Annotated in this window: 15 protein-coding genes and 1 other annotated feature; of the genes, 3 read left to right on the top strand and 12 right to left on the bottom strand. The window is 28.9% G+C overall.

Annotation, left to right across the window (positions count from 1 at the left end):
- The first annotated feature begins 95 nt into the window (after positions 1 to 95).
- Positions 96 to 1,439, top strand: coding sequence for an aminotransferase class V-fold PLP-dependent enzyme (locus ACTNBA_RS00675; protein ID WP_441071767.1), 1,344 nt, complete (start codon positions 96 to 98; stop codon positions 1,437 to 1,439).
- A gap of 189 nt (positions 1,440 to 1,628) precedes the next feature.
- Here ACTNBA_RS00675 and trpB read toward each other — a convergent pair whose 3' ends face one another.
- A complete protein-coding gene (gene trpB / locus ACTNBA_RS00670; RefSeq protein WP_441071765.1) occupies positions 1,629 to 2,795 on the bottom strand; it encodes a tryptophan synthase subunit beta in 1,167 nt (388 codons plus the stop codon).
- A 160-nt stretch (positions 2,796 to 2,955) separates the two neighbouring features.
- Positions 2,956 to 3,223, bottom strand: a binding site (T-box leader).
- Positions 3,224 to 3,469: 246 nt separating this feature from the next.
- Between trpB and ACTNBA_RS00665 the strand changes: the two genes are divergently transcribed.
- Positions 3,470 to 3,853: a DUF5658 family protein gene (locus tag ACTNBA_RS00665; protein WP_441071763.1), complete on the top strand. Its 384-nt coding sequence runs from the start codon at positions 3,470 to 3,472 to the stop codon at positions 3,851 to 3,853.
- Between the two features lie 30 nt (positions 3,854 to 3,883).
- On the opposite strand, the gene ACTNBA_RS00660 is transcribed toward ACTNBA_RS00665, so the two are convergent.
- From ACTNBA_RS00660 to nadA, 9 genes are all read right to left on the bottom strand, one after another.
- Entirely contained in the window at positions 3,884 to 4,447 is a 564-nt protein-coding gene (locus ACTNBA_RS00660; protein WP_441071761.1) for an NUDIX hydrolase, read from the bottom strand.
- Positions 4,448 to 4,547: 100 nt separating this feature from the next.
- Positions 4,548 to 5,021 carry a peptide-methionine (S)-S-oxide reductase MsrA gene (gene msrA / locus ACTNBA_RS00655; RefSeq protein ID WP_441071759.1) on the bottom strand — a complete coding sequence of 158 codons (474 nt, stop codon included), beginning with the start codon at positions 5,019 to 5,021 and terminating at the stop codon, positions 4,548 to 4,550.
- A 48-nt stretch (positions 5,022 to 5,069) separates the two neighbouring features.
- Positions 5,070 to 6,875 (bottom strand): FUSC family protein, encoded by a 1,806-nt coding sequence (locus ACTNBA_RS00650; RefSeq protein WP_441071757.1) that lies wholly within the window; start codon positions 6,873 to 6,875, stop codon positions 5,070 to 5,072.
- A gap of 118 nt (positions 6,876 to 6,993) precedes the next feature.
- Positions 6,994 to 7,359, bottom strand: coding sequence for a DUF2085 domain-containing protein (locus ACTNBA_RS00645; protein WP_441071755.1), 366 nt, complete (start codon positions 7,357 to 7,359; stop codon positions 6,994 to 6,996).
- Positions 7,360 to 7,365: 6 nt separating this feature from the next.
- Entirely contained in the window at positions 7,366 to 7,665 is a 300-nt protein-coding gene (locus tag ACTNBA_RS00640) for a zinc-ribbon domain-containing protein (RefSeq protein WP_441071753.1), read from the bottom strand.
- 124 nt (positions 7,666 to 7,789) lie between these two features.
- Entirely contained in the window at positions 7,790 to 8,476 is a 687-nt protein-coding gene (locus ACTNBA_RS00635) for a pseudouridine synthase (protein WP_441071751.1), read from the bottom strand.
- A gap of 115 nt (positions 8,477 to 8,591) precedes the next feature.
- The gene (gene nadC, locus ACTNBA_RS00630; protein ID WP_441072136.1) at positions 8,592 to 9,431 is read right to left on the bottom strand and encodes a carboxylating nicotinate-nucleotide diphosphorylase; all 840 of its coding nucleotides are present in this window, start codon (positions 9,429 to 9,431) and stop codon (positions 8,592 to 8,594) included.
- Positions 9,409 to 10,731 (bottom strand): L-aspartate oxidase, encoded by a 1,323-nt coding sequence (locus ACTNBA_RS00625; protein WP_441071749.1) that lies wholly within the window; start codon positions 10,729 to 10,731, stop codon positions 9,409 to 9,411. The genes nadC and ACTNBA_RS00625 overlap by 23 nt, the downstream gene beginning before the upstream one ends.
- Position 10,732: 1 nt before the next feature.
- Positions 10,733 to 11,641 carry a quinolinate synthase NadA gene (gene nadA / locus ACTNBA_RS00620; protein WP_441071747.1) on the bottom strand — a complete coding sequence of 303 codons (909 nt, stop codon included), beginning with the start codon at positions 11,639 to 11,641 and terminating at the stop codon, positions 10,733 to 10,735.
- A 244-nt stretch (positions 11,642 to 11,885) separates the two neighbouring features.
- Between nadA and ACTNBA_RS00615 the strand changes: the two genes are divergently transcribed.
- Positions 11,886 to 12,677 carry a lipid II flippase Amj family protein gene (locus ACTNBA_RS00615; protein ID WP_441071744.1) on the top strand — a complete coding sequence of 264 codons (792 nt, stop codon included), beginning with the start codon at positions 11,886 to 11,888 and terminating at the stop codon, positions 12,675 to 12,677.
- A gap of 51 nt (positions 12,678 to 12,728) precedes the next feature.
- Here the strand turns inward: ACTNBA_RS00615 and ACTNBA_RS00610 are convergent, their stop codons facing one another.
- Both ACTNBA_RS00610 and ACTNBA_RS00605 read right to left on the bottom strand, forming a co-directional pair.
- The gene (locus ACTNBA_RS00610) at positions 12,729 to 13,154 is read right to left on the bottom strand and encodes a hypothetical protein (RefSeq protein WP_441071743.1); all 426 of its coding nucleotides are present in this window, start codon (positions 13,152 to 13,154) and stop codon (positions 12,729 to 12,731) included.
- A gap of 117 nt (positions 13,155 to 13,271) precedes the next feature.
- Positions 13,272 to 14,162, bottom strand: a complete 891-nt coding sequence (locus tag ACTNBA_RS00605) for a class I SAM-dependent methyltransferase (RefSeq protein ID WP_441071741.1) — start codon at positions 14,160 to 14,162, stop codon at positions 13,272 to 13,274.
- Positions 14,163 to 14,361 lie beyond the last annotated feature (199 nt).

The following is a 14,361-nucleotide window of genomic DNA, read 5'->3' as shown; positions in this document are numbered from 1 at the left end:
AGAGTATTTATGTCAACTATTCTTTTAATATCTGCACCAATAAAATATATCTTTAATATTATATAATAACAACTATTTAATTAAGGAGGTAAAAAATGAGTAACTTTAGGGATAATCCATATCGAGACTTAGTTTATGGAGTAGATATTAAAGTCCCATTGATAGATAAATCATATTGCATAGGTATCAATTTCGATAATGCAGCTACAACGCCTCCATTAAAATCTGTAATTGATGAAGTGGTAAATTTTTCTCCTTATTACTCCTCAATACATCGAGGAGATGGATATAAATCTCAGTTATCCACCTATATGTATGAAACTTCAAGGGAAATTGTGAAATTTTTCATTAATGATTATAGTGATATGATGGATGTTATATATGTAAAAAACTGTACTGAAGCTATAAATAAGCTAGCTGGTATATTAGCTAATCAAGATAAGGAGTCAATTATTCTATCCACTTCTATGGAGCATCATTCTAATGATCTACCATGGAGAAAAAACTTTGAAGTGAAATATATAGAAGTAGATGATGAAGGTTATTTAGATATGAATGATTTAAAGTCTAAACTAGAACAATATAATGGAAGAATTTCTTTAGTTGCAATAACCGGAGCTTCAAATGTTACTGGTATTAAAAATCCTATATATACCATAGCAAATTTAGCTCATAGTTATGGAGCTAAAATTTTAGTGGACGGAGCTCAACTGATTCCTCATAGTAAATTTTCTATAGGCCTTCAACTCCCTTTAGGACCTATTGACTTTGTTGCTTTTTCAGCACATAAGATGTATGCACCCTTTGGTTGTGGTGTATTAATTGGACCTAAAGATTTTTTTAATGAGTATGAACCTGACCATACCGGCGGAGGAACCATTAAATTTGTATCTCACGATAAAGTAATATGGACCGCTTCCCCTGATAAGGAAGAAGCTGGTTCCCCAAACCTTATTGGTTCAATAACTTTAGGTGCTGCTATAAATGAGCTTTCAAAAATTGGAATGTCTAATATAGATGAATATGAAAAATATTTAACTGTATATACTACAAAACATCTTCAATCTATACATTCAGTAAAAATATATAGTAATTATTCCGATTTTCAAAATAAAGTTAGTATTATTCCATTTAATATAGAAGGAATACACCATACTATAGTGGCTAAAATACTAGCCTATGAATTTGGCATTGCTGTAAGAAGTGGATGTTTCTGTGCTCATCCATATCTACAAAGGCTTTTAAAAATTCCTAAATCTATGATAGAAGAAATGACTCTTGCATCTAAGGATATTCAGCCTGGTATGGTTAGAATTAGTTTTGGTATTTACAATACAATAGATGAAATTGATAAATTCTTATATGCCATAAAGAAAATTGTAGATAATAAGGGTTATTACACAAAAAAATATAGCTCAATGAGAGGTGGCTTAATATAATTTATTAATGTTTTTGAAAATCAAAGACTCCTCAAACCCGCATGAATAAAACAACTATTTAAATAGTTTTATATTTACCTAGTTTCCTATATAAATATTTATATAGGAAACTAGGTAAAGTTTTCATACTTTAAATAAAGGATTTTCAATTTAAATTAGATGATTAAATTTATAACAGTTAAAATCATACTAATTAAGAAGTTTATTTACAGCAGACACATCCTTATCCCCTCGACCTGAAAGATTTACTACTATGACTTCATTTTTCTGTAGGGTTTTTGCTAGTTTAATAGTATAGGCAATGGCATGAGCACTTTCAATTGCAGGTATTATTCCCTCTAACTTTGATAAAAGCATAAAAGCTTTTATAGCCTCATCATCTGTAATATATTTATAGTTTGCTCTACCAATCTCACTTAAAAATGCATGTTCAGGTCCAACTCCTGGATAGTCAAGCCCAGGGGAAATAGAATAAGCTTCCTTAATATCTCCACTATCATCCTTTAATACAAGGGTATTCATACCGTGAATGATAGCCTCTTTTCCTTTTGTTATTGTAGCTGCATGCATTTCTGTTTCTACTCCAAAGCCTGCTGCCTCTACTCCAATAAGATTAACATCTTTATCTTCTAGGAAAGCTGTAAAAATTCCAATGGCATTACTTCCTCCTCCAACACATGCAACTACATAATTGGGAAGTTTATTTTCCTTTTCCAATATTTGTTTTCTAGCCTCTTCACCAATTATTTTCTGAAATTCCTTAACAATTTTTGGATAAGGATGAGGTCCCACAGCGGAACCAAGGACATAAAAAGTATCTGAAATATTATTTACCCATTTTTCTAAAGCTTCATTCACTGCATCATTTAATGTTTTAGTGCCACTAGTTGCTGGAGTAACTTTTGCTCCTAATATTTTCATTCTAAATACATTGAGCTCTTGTCTTTTTATATCTTCCTCTCCCATTACAATTTCACATTCCATTCCAAATTTTGCAGCTAAAGTTGCTGTAGCTACTCCATGCTGACCAGCTCCCGTTTCTGCAATCACTTTATTTTTTCCCATTCTTTTAGCCAATAGAATTTGTCCTAAAACATTATTTATTTTATGTGCTCCTGTATGATTTAAATCTTCTCTTTTCAAATATACCTTAGGGCCTCCACAAAACTTTGTTAGGTTCTCAGCAAAATATAAGGGTGTTTCTCTGCCACTATAATCCTTTAAATAGTAATTATACTCCCTCATAAAGTCCTTATCTTCAATAGCTTTTTCAAAAGCTTCTTCTAACTCATTTAAAGCTTTTTTCACCTCATTTGAAACAAATGCTCCGCCATACTTACCAAAATATCCTTTCATGATAAAATCTCCTTCTCTCCAAAATTATTTCTATAATTTTCATTAAATATATTAAGTTTAGCTTTTAATTCTTCGCACTTTCACTTCATACATACCACCACCTAAAACAATCAAATACTTCCATACAACAATAAAAAGATAAAAAAACTCCGTCCTATAAAAATAGGACGGAGATACTTCCGTGGTGCCACCTAAATTGCTATTGATAAATACACTAATACAAATTTATCAATATGCCTCTTAATTTCAAGTACTTACATACTCTATCTACTATAACGTGTAGCCTACGATATCAGGTACTCTCACCAATAATTTCCCCTTATTTCTCAAAGGTCCATTCATCTAATTCCTTCATGCTAGGATTCCACCATCCCCAGCTCTCTTTATCAAAGCTAAATTAAACTACTCTTCCTTATCATCAAATTAAATTATATTTATTTTTACCATTGTATGTTTTTACTATTATATATTTTATAAAGTGGATATGTCAACACTATATTTGAAAGATTCTGTTGAAAATTACAGTGATAAAATATACAAACTATGTTGATACACCTTTACATTATCGCATAGAACTATTTATTCTACGATATAAGTTGTAACTCACATAAACTTTTAATATAATGGCATATTTTAACATAAAATGGATATATTTCTTTGTGAGGTGTTATTTTATGAATTTTATTAAATTTACAACTAAATCAGAAGTTACAACTTCAAAGCCTATAAGAAAAAAATTACTCTTTATTCTTTTTTTAAATATTAGTGATTTGCTTTTTACTTGGCTCTTTGTGGGTAAGTACAGTGGTATATTTTACGAGGCTAATGCTATTGCAAAAGTCATTGTGACTAATTTTCCTCTATGTTTCTTTTTAAAAATATCTATAGTATTATTAGTTATCCTTTACTGGAACTATAGACTTAAAGGCGCAACCTTAAAAGGGCTTTTCATTTCAAATATCACTGCTAATTTAGTGCTTATAATGTATATGTTAATTAATGCTCTTCACCTATTTAATCTCTTAGTTTTATTATATACAAAAGGATTACTATCTTAAATGCACTTATAACTAATTATCCATTTTTCATTACCATCCTCTACTTTTTATTTTATCATTAAATTTTTCATATAATTTTATCATATTAGGCTCATTACTATGTTTGTGAATTTCATCAATAGGAAGCCATTTAACACCACTATTTTCATCTTCTTTAATTTTAACTTTTTCCTCTTCATCAGCTTCTAGCAAATATGCAAGAGATAAATGAAGATGGGCTGAGACGTATTTACCTCTTTTAAAATGTCCAATAACCTCTAATATATCTAGAGATAATATCTCTGGAGTAATAGCTCTTATATCTTCTACTCCTGTTTCTTCCTTTGCTTCCTTTATTGCTACATGAAGTAAATCTTCATCCCCATCAGCATGTCCACCTGTCCAACACCAAGTTTTATAAATATTATGATGAACCATTAAAACTTTAGTTCTATTTTTATTAACAATATATCCTGAACTGGTTACATGAATTAATGGATTTTCTCTAGTTAACAAATTATTAAATTTACTTATACTTAATAAAGCTACATTTTTATCCTGTGCCTCTTCCTCATTATATGGAATATAATTTTTTATATCTTCAATCCATCCCATGATTAACTCTCCTTTATAACACGCTATGATTTTAAATTTATATACTTAATAGTAACATAAAGGTTCAATACAGTGTAGAAATACTGCATTGAACCTATTATTAATCTAATTTTATATGGCAATATCCATTAGGATTTTTCTTTAAATACTTTTGATGATATTCTTCTGCTCTATAATAATTTTCTAAAGTTTTTACTTCTGTAACTATTTTCTTTATATAGTTTTTCTGTATTTTTTCTATATTTCTTCGAATTATTTCTTCATCTAATTTATCAACATAATAAACTCCAGTTCTATATTGACTTCCTATATCATTTCCCTGTCTATTCAGTGCGGTTGGATCTATTATTCCCCAAAATTTATTTAGTATTTCCTCTAAGGAAATTATACTTTCATCATAATCTATCACACATACTTCTGCAAAATATGTATTCCCGTAGCACACATCTTCGTAGGTAGGATTTGCTGTTCTACCGTTGGCATATCCTACTTCTGTATTTGTTACACCGTGAATTCTAGAAAAAAATTCTTCTACACCCCAAAAGCATCCTCCTGCTAATACAATCCTTTTCATCTTGTTAACTCCTTTATATTTTTCTTTAATCTATATTTTATATTACCATTACATATGCCGTATATTATTATTAAAGTCTTCGTATAGATTCAATATAGATTTTATATTTTCCTTTTTAACATTTTCATTTTTCCCATATACTATTAATACCTTATATCCTACCTGTATCACATATTTATTATTAATAGCTATAAATTTATTAATCTCATCATCATTGTATTGAAGATTTCTCATATATAGTTTTTGACATAAAAGCGTAGAATGGATAATCAAATCCCTTATTTCATGAATCTGCTTATTACTTTGTAAAAATTCCATACTATCTTCTATAAGCTTTTTATTCAACCTAGCAATTTTATCTATAAGTTGTTCTACTCCATCCTTTAGTCTATATGGGAAAACAACTCTATTCACTATAACCACCACAACTACCCCTATAATCACGTATACTATTCTATATAAAATCAATACATTTATATTTTCTGTTAATGAGGCTATACATATAGATGCCATAGCTGCAAATAGTGATATTTTATAGTATTCCTTAAAGGCGTAGATTAGATAAAGAGATATAACTAAAATTCCCAAGGTAATTATTTGAGAATCTGCCACATTAATAAGTACACCTGTAAATAGAATTCCTAATATATTCCCTATAACTCTGTCTTTAGCCTTTTTAATGGTATCTTCATAATAAGGTTGCATAATAGACATTATTGTTATTGCTGCCCATATTATTTTATAAAATCCTAAAAACCCTCCTACTAGTAATGCTATAGTAAGAGTTATTGCCATTCTAATAGCAAATTTAAACCTTATAGTGTTAGGTCTGAAATATTCTTTAAAGGTTACTCTAGTTTTATCTATGTCAGCTCTAGCCCACTCTTTATATACCTTATTAGAACCTGTTTTTTCTATGGAGTTCAATTCCTTAATACTACCAAGAAGGTTTTCTAGTATTAGGGATATCTCTAAATGGTATTCTTCACCTTTACTCCACTCTTTTATAAAGTTATCAGTAGATTCTTTTATAGTTTGAAACTCTATATTATCTTTGCATAACTCTATTATAGCTTCTACTATTTCTTTTAACTTTTCTACATATTCCTTGGAAATACTTAGATTTTTAATACCTCCATACAGTTGAATCATATATAAATTAAAGTATTCTACATTGATAAATATTTGAAATTGAACCTTTCCTAAATTAGTGGTCAAATATCTTCTATGCCTTGTTACATATACTTTATAAGCAATATCTCTCATTATTTTAGAACATTTATCTTCTATGGTATGATCATACTCTTCCTTTAAGATATTTTTAAATTGATTATTTATTAAAATAAAGGCCTCTTGCATACTTTTTCCTAAAACAGATCTTTCATTTACTCTATTTATATAGCTTGCTCCTACTACTATTAAAACTCCAAAGATTACAGATAAAACTCTAAAGGGAAGTTCTCCTAATGATACCTGTGCATATTGAGTAAATACATATAACATTATAAAGGGTTTGTAAAAAGTTAAATCATAGGGTGATACGATAGTATACATTATAAGAAAAATAGCAAAAAAGTTTATAGGTATCCCCCAAAATATATTCATGGATGAAAAATATGCTGTTAAAACAATGATTAAATCAATAAGGATTATTTTAATTGCTTTATTAAAGGTCTTAACCTGAAAATTTTGTCTTCCCATAACTGTTGAAGTAAGAGCTATTGGAAAAGCAATCATTATATTCTTTACTCCAAATAATATACCTACTCCAAATAGAGTTATTACAGCTACTGAGCCATGCTTTATCATGGAATATGTATTTATATTGAATTTCTTTACTAGTTTATTATACATGACACTAACATCCTTATTATAAATATTTATTTACTTATTATTAGCTAATTTAATTTAGGTATTCTATATAATATTGTTATAATTTTAAAAAAGACATTCTAAAATTTAGAATGTCTTTTTACATAGTAATTAATTTAAATATGTATCTTCCAGTATTAAGCCCTAGAACTATAGCAGTTCTTAAAAATCCTATGGTAGCAATACCTGCAAAAATTCCAGTTATTAACCTTCTTATATTATTACTTGTCCAATAACCATAAAATTGCCCAATGCCGTCAATAGCCAATGGCATGATAAGTAAAATTTCAATTAAAAGATGCGGTTTTTTAGAAAATATAATATATATAATTCCAAATAAATATCCTATAAATATTCCAGTACATCTTGCACATATTGGAAACTGTTTTCCCTTATAAAAAAAAGATCTTTCAGGTATTCTATGACACAGAAATATATAATGTAGCAACTTATCTATAGATTTCATTTGATTTTAATAGTAATACATTGCTTCTGATGCAAATCCTATAACAACGCATAAAATATAGAATACTATCCAAGCTACTACTCCACCTATCATCCAGTAACAAAGTACTTTTGCTGACTTTGGCTTTTCATCTTTCCATAAGAAATATAAAATTATTCCTACTACCGGAAAACAACATGATGCAACACCTGCTAAATGAGATGGATTATCTACAGCTCCCGATTTGACTTCTTTTACTCTTACTCCACACAGTGGACATATTTCTGCATTATTGTCTATTTCTTTCCCACAATTTTTACAAAACATCCTTTTTACCCCCTTAATGTTTAATATTATTTTATTTTTTACATTTTCTATTAATATTATATAAATTTTTTATTAATATTGCAACAAAAGTTTCCAAGTTATAGCATATACATTAGGAAATATATTACTTCTTTGATGTCATTAAGCCCATAACTTCTTCCTCAGTAAGATACCTCCACATACCTTCTTCTATGCCTTCTATATTTATAGAACAAATTCTTATTCTTTTTAAATCTACCACATTATATCCTAATGCCTTACTCATTCTCCTAATTTGTCTATTTAGTCCTTGAGTTAATATAATTTTAAATGTACATTCATCTACTTTTATGATGCTACAAGGTCTAGTTTTTTCTCCTAGTATATATACTCCTGCAGACATATTCCTAAGAAAATTATCATCTATAGGTTTATCTACTTTTACTTCATATTCCTTTTCGTGGTAATTATCTGAATTTAATATTTTATTCGCTAGTTCACCATCATTAGTCATGAGAATTAGTCCATGAGATTCTTTATCTAATCTTCCTATTGGAAATATATATTCTTCATAGTTTATAAAATCAATGATGTTATTTTCCACATCACTAGCTGCAGTGCATGTAACTCCTATGGGCTTATTGAAAGCTATGTAAATTTTCTTTTTAGCTATGATAGGCTTATCATCAATTAAAATTTCATCCTCTAGTTCTACCCACTGCCCAGGAATAGACAGTTCTCCATTTACTTTTACTCTTCCTTCTTCTATAAGCCTATTAGTCTCTTTTCTTGAGCAAATTCCAAGATTACTAAATAATTTATTAATCCTCATGTATTGTCCTTTCCTTTGTCCTACTAATATTTATTAAATATATTAACTTAAAAAATATGATTACCATATATTTCAACATAGTAATCATATTTAAAACAATTATATCATTTTATATTTATATTTTTCTAAAGTTTTTTAATGAAATATCAAAGGCTTTTACAGAATGGGTTAATTCTCCAGAGGAAATATAATCTACTCCTGTTTTGCCGTAGTCTGTAACAGTATCTAAGGTGATATTTCCTGAGCACTCTGTTAATGATCTTCCATTAATTAGTTTAACCATATCCCTTGCTAAGTCTGGACTCATATTATCAAGCATAATTATATCGGCCCCTGCTTCTAGCGCCTCTAAAACCTGATCTTTAGTTTCAGTTTCAACTTCTATTTTTCTTACAAAAGAAGAATTCTTTTTAGCGAGCTCAATGGCTTCCTTTATGCCACCTGCATATCCAATATGATTATCTTTAATTAGTATTCCATCGGATAAGGAAAATCTATGATTTACTCCTCCTCCAATTTTAACTGCATACTTTTCAAGTACCCTTAAATTAGGTGTAGTTTTTCTAGTATCTAATATTTTTGTATTAGCTCCCTCTAGCTTCTTTACATATTTGTTGGTTAATGTAGCAATACCACTCATTCTTTGAAGTAAATTGAGGGCTATTCTTTCTCCTACTAATATATTGCCGGCGTTTCCTGTTACTTTACCGATAACCATAGTATTCTTAACTAAGTCTCCATCTTTAACAAACAGATTCACTTCAACTTCTCCTAAGATTTCAAATACCCTTTTAAAAATATCCAATCCACAAATTATCCCATCCTCTTTAGCTATTAAATCAACCTCAGCTCTTTCTAGAGGAGAAACTATAGCTGATACAGTTACATCCCCATAGGGACTATCTTCTTTTAAAGCCCTCTTAATAATATCATCAACAATTAAAAAGTTTAACATATTCACCATTTACCTTTCCCTTCAAATAACTAATAAACTTATACTTATATTCTTCATTTGCATTTTTAACATCACTTATAGCCTTAAGATTAATTCTTTCAACTAATTCTCCACTTAGTTTATCATCACCTTCATCTACAAGTAAATTAATATGCTGTGCTGCCTTTCTACTGAAAACTAAGCCCTCTAATAAAGAATTACTAGCTAGTCTATTGCTACCATGTACCCCAGTACAACTAACTTCTCCTATAGCATATAAATCTTTCATAGATGTTTTTGAATTCAAATCAACCTGAATTCCTCCCATGCAATAATGATGAGCTGGAGCAATTGGTAATAAATCCTTCTCCATCCTATAACCACGTTTTAAACATTGCTCATAAATATATGGGAATCTATTTATTAAAAACTCCTTAGATTTATTAGTCATATCTAAAAAAACATAGGGTGTTTGTGGAGTCTTGCATATTTCCTTTAAAATCTCTCTTGAAACTATATCTCTAGGTAGTAAAGGATTTACAAATTTCTCTCCCAATGCATTTCTTATTACTCCCCCTTCTCCTCTAAGAGATTCTGATAGTAATAACTTTCGCCCCCTTACTTCTTCTTCATATAATGCAGTGGGATGAAGTTGAAGATAGGATATATCCTTCATAAGAATATTATGCTTTAATGCAATGCTAAGTCCATCACCTGTGATAGTTTCTATATTTGTTGTAGAATTAAAAATCCCCCCAATGCCACCGGTAGCTAATACTGTAGCCTTAGCATTAATAGTTATAATATCACTTGAGCGTTCTATAATTCCACCTATACATCTATTTTTATATTGAATTATATCTAGTAATGTAGTGTCTTCCAATATAGTTATATTTTCTTTACTAGAAACATAATTTATTAGTTTTTCAATTACTTCCTTACCTGTTTCATCTTTAGAATGCACTATTCTAAACTTACTATGACCACCTTCTCTAGTATAGTTTAATTCATCAATATCCTTATCAAAATCTACTCCCAAACTCAATAATCTATTAATATTATCAGTAGAATTTTCAACTATCTGAGTAACAGCCTCCAATTTATTTTTATAATTGCCAGCTTTTAAAGTATCCTCTATAAAAGCTTCCTTGTCTCCAATATCCCTTAGGGTTGAAATGCCACCTTGAGCTAAATAACTATTGCAATCTCTTAACTTATTTTTAGTTATTATCAAAACTCTAAGATTATCCTTCAAATTACAAGCAGTGTAAAGTCCTGCAATACCTGTCCCTATAATTAATACATCATATTTTTTATTCATTTTACTTATTAGATAGAAGATGCATATTTTCTAAAGATTTATGAGCTTTCAATCTTAGCTCCTCTTCAATATGCACTTCAAACTCCTCATTAATTAAGCAATTATATAAATCTTTCATTGATATTTTTTTCATATTGGGACAAATCATTCCACTTTCTATAGGGATAAAGGTTTTATTGGGACTTTTTTCTTTCATCTGATAAAGAACGCCTTCCTCTGTTACTACTATAAATCCATTAGTTCCATCTTGAACACTATAATCTATAAGTTCAGAAGTACTTCCTATAAAATCTCCTAAATCTCTTACTTTTTTAGAGCACTCTGGATGAACTAGCACCTTAAAATTTGGATACCTATTCTTTAAAGTTAAAACCTCTTCCTCTTCAACTCTCTCATGAACTGGACAAAACCCATCATAAAGTATAAACTTCTTGTTCTGTATATTTTCTTGCAAATAACTACCTAGATTTCTATCTGGAAGGAATATTATTTCTTCTTCCTCTATATTATTTAAAATTACCTTAGCAGAGGATGATGTAACACAAACATCAGATAACGCTTTAATATCTCCATTTGAATTTATATATGTTACTACCTTTGCTTTAGGATTTCTTAATTTCATAGCTTTTAATTTATCTACTGTAGCCATATCTGCCATTGGACATGTAGTATCATTTACTGGAATTAATATTCTTTTATTAGGTGATAATATTTTGGCACTCTCAGCCATAAATTTTACTCCACAAAATACTATTATATCTTTAGAACTTTCCATAGCTTTCTTGCTTAAAAAATATGAGTCTCCTACTATGTCTGCAACTTCCTGTATTTCTGCTTTTTCATAAAGATGAGCTAAAACTAAAGTATTCTTCTCTTTTTTTAACTTTAATATGTCTTCTTTTAAACCCAAATTTTACACACCTCCGTCACGTAACTATACATCTGTATATACACCTAGTATAGCACCATCTTGGAGCTTGTCAACAATATGTGAAGTTATATTAGAAAATATTTATATGAATTTTCCTCTCCCTAGTGCTTCTTATAATAATTGAATAACCTAGTTTTATTTCTGAATATGTTATATACTATTAATACATTTCTAATTGTTGTAAAAATATAGATATATTTGAAAATGGAACGGAGGAATAACTTTGAGTACTCAAATTATAATTGTTTTAGTTTTGAATTTTATAATTGCCATAATAGGAACATTAGCTTACTCTGTAAGACTTGTAGGTGTTAGAACAGGTAAAATAGCAATAACCTTTGCTGTATTTAATATATTATCTTTAGTATCAAGAACAGCCTTAACCTTCCAAGCTCCTTTACTAACAAAGTTTGTTGAGAATAGTACAGGTGGAAGTGATGTATTAAACCTTTTTAAGTTAATTATAATAGTTTCTGGTATAGCTACCCTAGTAGGCGCCTTTTTAATTCCTACTTTTCAAAGATTATTTTATAAAGGTGTCATCAGATTTTCTATTGATAAATCTATACCCAAGCTAATTATGCACAGTTTTTCAAAGGCAGGTGTCCATTATATGAGGGACTGTATTTCAATTCCAGTGAAAGAAAGTGTAACTAAAATTAATTTTAAAAAGTTACCTTTAAAAATAATAATTTATAATATAATTGCAGTTGCAATATTAACTGTAGGAGCCTTAGCACCAATTTATGCTGGTACCATAGTTCCTGAGTTAAGAGCAACTTGTATAACCCTATCCTCAGTAATAAATGGATTTGCTACAATCCTAATGTCTATTTTTATAGATCCACAACTATCCATTATGACTGATGATGTAATAGACGGTAAGTGTCCTGAAGAAGATTTTCGTAGCTGTGTTATTGCCATGATAGGAAGTAAAACTATTGGAACCTTCGCAGCTCTTCCACTGCTTATACCAGCTTCTTATATAATAGTATTAGTAGCTAAAATTCTTTAATATCTCAATATAAAAGTAGCTAGGTTTGTATTGATGCAAACCTAGCTACTTTTACATTTTTAGAGAATTCATTTTATTTAGGTAATTTGTTATTTCATCACTTAATTCTAGTCTAAAAATATCCAGCATCTTATCTTCATAAAAATCTTCTAGGGGTATTTTATGAATTTTAGAAGATACAAGATAAGCTTCATTTAAAAATTCTAATACCTGATTTAAATAATCAGGGTTTTCTTTTAACTTATCATAATCAATTGCAATTAATTTAGAAACAAATCCCTCTATTGGTCTATTAAATTTTTTATTAATAATTCCATAATCTAAACTCTCACTACACAAATCTATCTTCAATATTGTTCTTTTTACAGTATCAATCTTGCTATTAACATTATCTTCATTATAGATTTTTTTATTATAATCTTCCAGAATATAATGGATACTATCCAATCCATAATTAAAATTTTTTAAAATATGCACATTTTCTCTATGCTTCATGTTGATTAAGGAATAAATTAAAAATATGCACACTATAGATAATATAATTGTACTAAACTTATAGGATTTTATTATTTTTTTATCTTCATAAAATACCTCCTACTTCGTACCATAAGATATAAGTATACATGGCGTTTGAATAATATATGCACTATCTTTATTACTCATAACATATTCACTTATTTTTGACTCACCATCTACGAATACTTTAGCTTCCTGCTCACTTAATCCTCTATTTATCAGAGAATTTATATAGTCAACCTTCTCATTCTCTGATAGCTGTTTATTCCAACTCCAAGCAGTAGTAATTGCATCAAATTGTTTATCATGTTCTTCTTTATTACCATGGGGATTAATAAATTTAACCCTATCATTCATTCGCACATCAACATTATATAATCCTAACTCTTGCATAATTTCAGGAATTTTAACACCAACTCTATAATCTCTACCTCCATTTTCTAATTCCTTCTTATACATTTTTCGATGTAAATGTATAATTCCAAGTTCAGTGTAATCTAATCCACTAAAATATTGACCTGTCTTTTCTATTTCTAGGTCTGCTTCCATACAAACAACTAAACCACCACTTACAACTGATTGTATCATTTTATCAAGAATATTCTTTGTATTTGGAATATGTCTTAATACTGCTTGCGATATAGCTATATCATAATCTTCAGTTGGTATATACTCATTCAAGTCTGCCTTTATAAATTTTGTTATATAGCCTGAATTTGCAAAAATGTCTTTTGCATCATCTAAGAGAGTATCACTAATATCAATACCTGTATATGTACTTCCTTTAGGTAATATGGGCAATAATAGTAATCCAACATATCCAAAGCCACAACCAAAATCAATGATATTTACAGGCTTACTAATTTTCCAAACCTTCTCTACAAGGAATTCTATATAATCATTATTACACCATCCAGTACGTATAGCTTTTAAAAAATCCAATCTCCCATTCCAATATGATTCATTCACAATTTCCCCTCCTTAATAGAATAAAGATAATATTATCTGTTCTGTCTAATCAACAAGCTCCTCAAATTATTTCTTTTAAAAAAGATTTTCTATTAAATATAATTGAATTTTATAGCTTATATGGTAACATATTCTATTATATATATCTATACATTAAAAAGAAACTACCTCAAATTCTATTTAATTTGAAGTAGTTTAC

This window comes from Clostridium sulfidigenes (genome assembly GCF_052067195.1).
Classification (GTDB): Bacteria; Bacillota; Clostridia; order Clostridiales; family Clostridiaceae; genus Clostridium_J; species Clostridium_J sulfidigenes.
Note: the sequence above shows the minus strand (reverse complement) of the source record. Positions and strands in the feature narration are given on the sequence as shown.

What these genes read in the sequence shown, in the direction of transcription:
- ACTNBA_RS00675 (WP_441071767.1), top strand. Translation starts at nt 96, where the DNA reads ATGAGTAACTTTAGGGATAATCCATATCGAGACTTAGTTTATGGAGTA.
- trpB (WP_441071765.1), bottom strand. Translation starts at nt 2,795, where the DNA reads ATGAAAGGATATTTTGGTAAGTATGGCGGAGCATTTGTTTCAAATGAG.
- ACTNBA_RS00665 (WP_441071763.1), top strand. Translation starts at nt 3,470, where the DNA reads ATGAATTTTATTAAATTTACAACTAAATCAGAAGTTACAACTTCAAAG.
- ACTNBA_RS00660 (WP_441071761.1), bottom strand. Translation starts at nt 4,447, where the DNA reads ATGGGATGGATTGAAGATATAAAAAATTATATTCCATATAATGAGGAA.
- msrA (WP_441071759.1), bottom strand. Translation starts at nt 5,021, where the DNA reads ATGAAAAGGATTGTATTAGCAGGAGGATGCTTTTGGGGTGTAGAAGAA.
- ACTNBA_RS00650 (WP_441071757.1), bottom strand. Translation starts at nt 6,875, where the DNA reads ATGTATAATAAACTAGTAAAGAAATTCAATATAAATACATATTCCATG.
- ACTNBA_RS00645 (WP_441071755.1), bottom strand. Translation starts at nt 7,359, where the DNA reads ATGAAATCTATAGATAAGTTGCTACATTATATATTTCTGTGTCATAGA.
- ACTNBA_RS00640 (WP_441071753.1), bottom strand. Translation starts at nt 7,665, where the DNA reads ATGTTTTGTAAAAATTGTGGGAAAGAAATAGACAATAATGCAGAAATA.
- ACTNBA_RS00635 (WP_441071751.1), bottom strand. Translation starts at nt 8,476, where the DNA reads ATGAGGATTAATAAATTATTTAGTAATCTTGGAATTTGCTCAAGAAAA.
- nadC (WP_441072136.1), bottom strand. Translation starts at nt 9,431, where the DNA reads ATGTTAAACTTTTTAATTGTTGATGATATTATTAAGAGGGCTTTAAAA.
- ACTNBA_RS00625 (WP_441071749.1), bottom strand. Translation starts at nt 10,731, where the DNA reads ATGAATAAAAAATATGATGTATTAATTATAGGGACAGGTATTGCAGGA.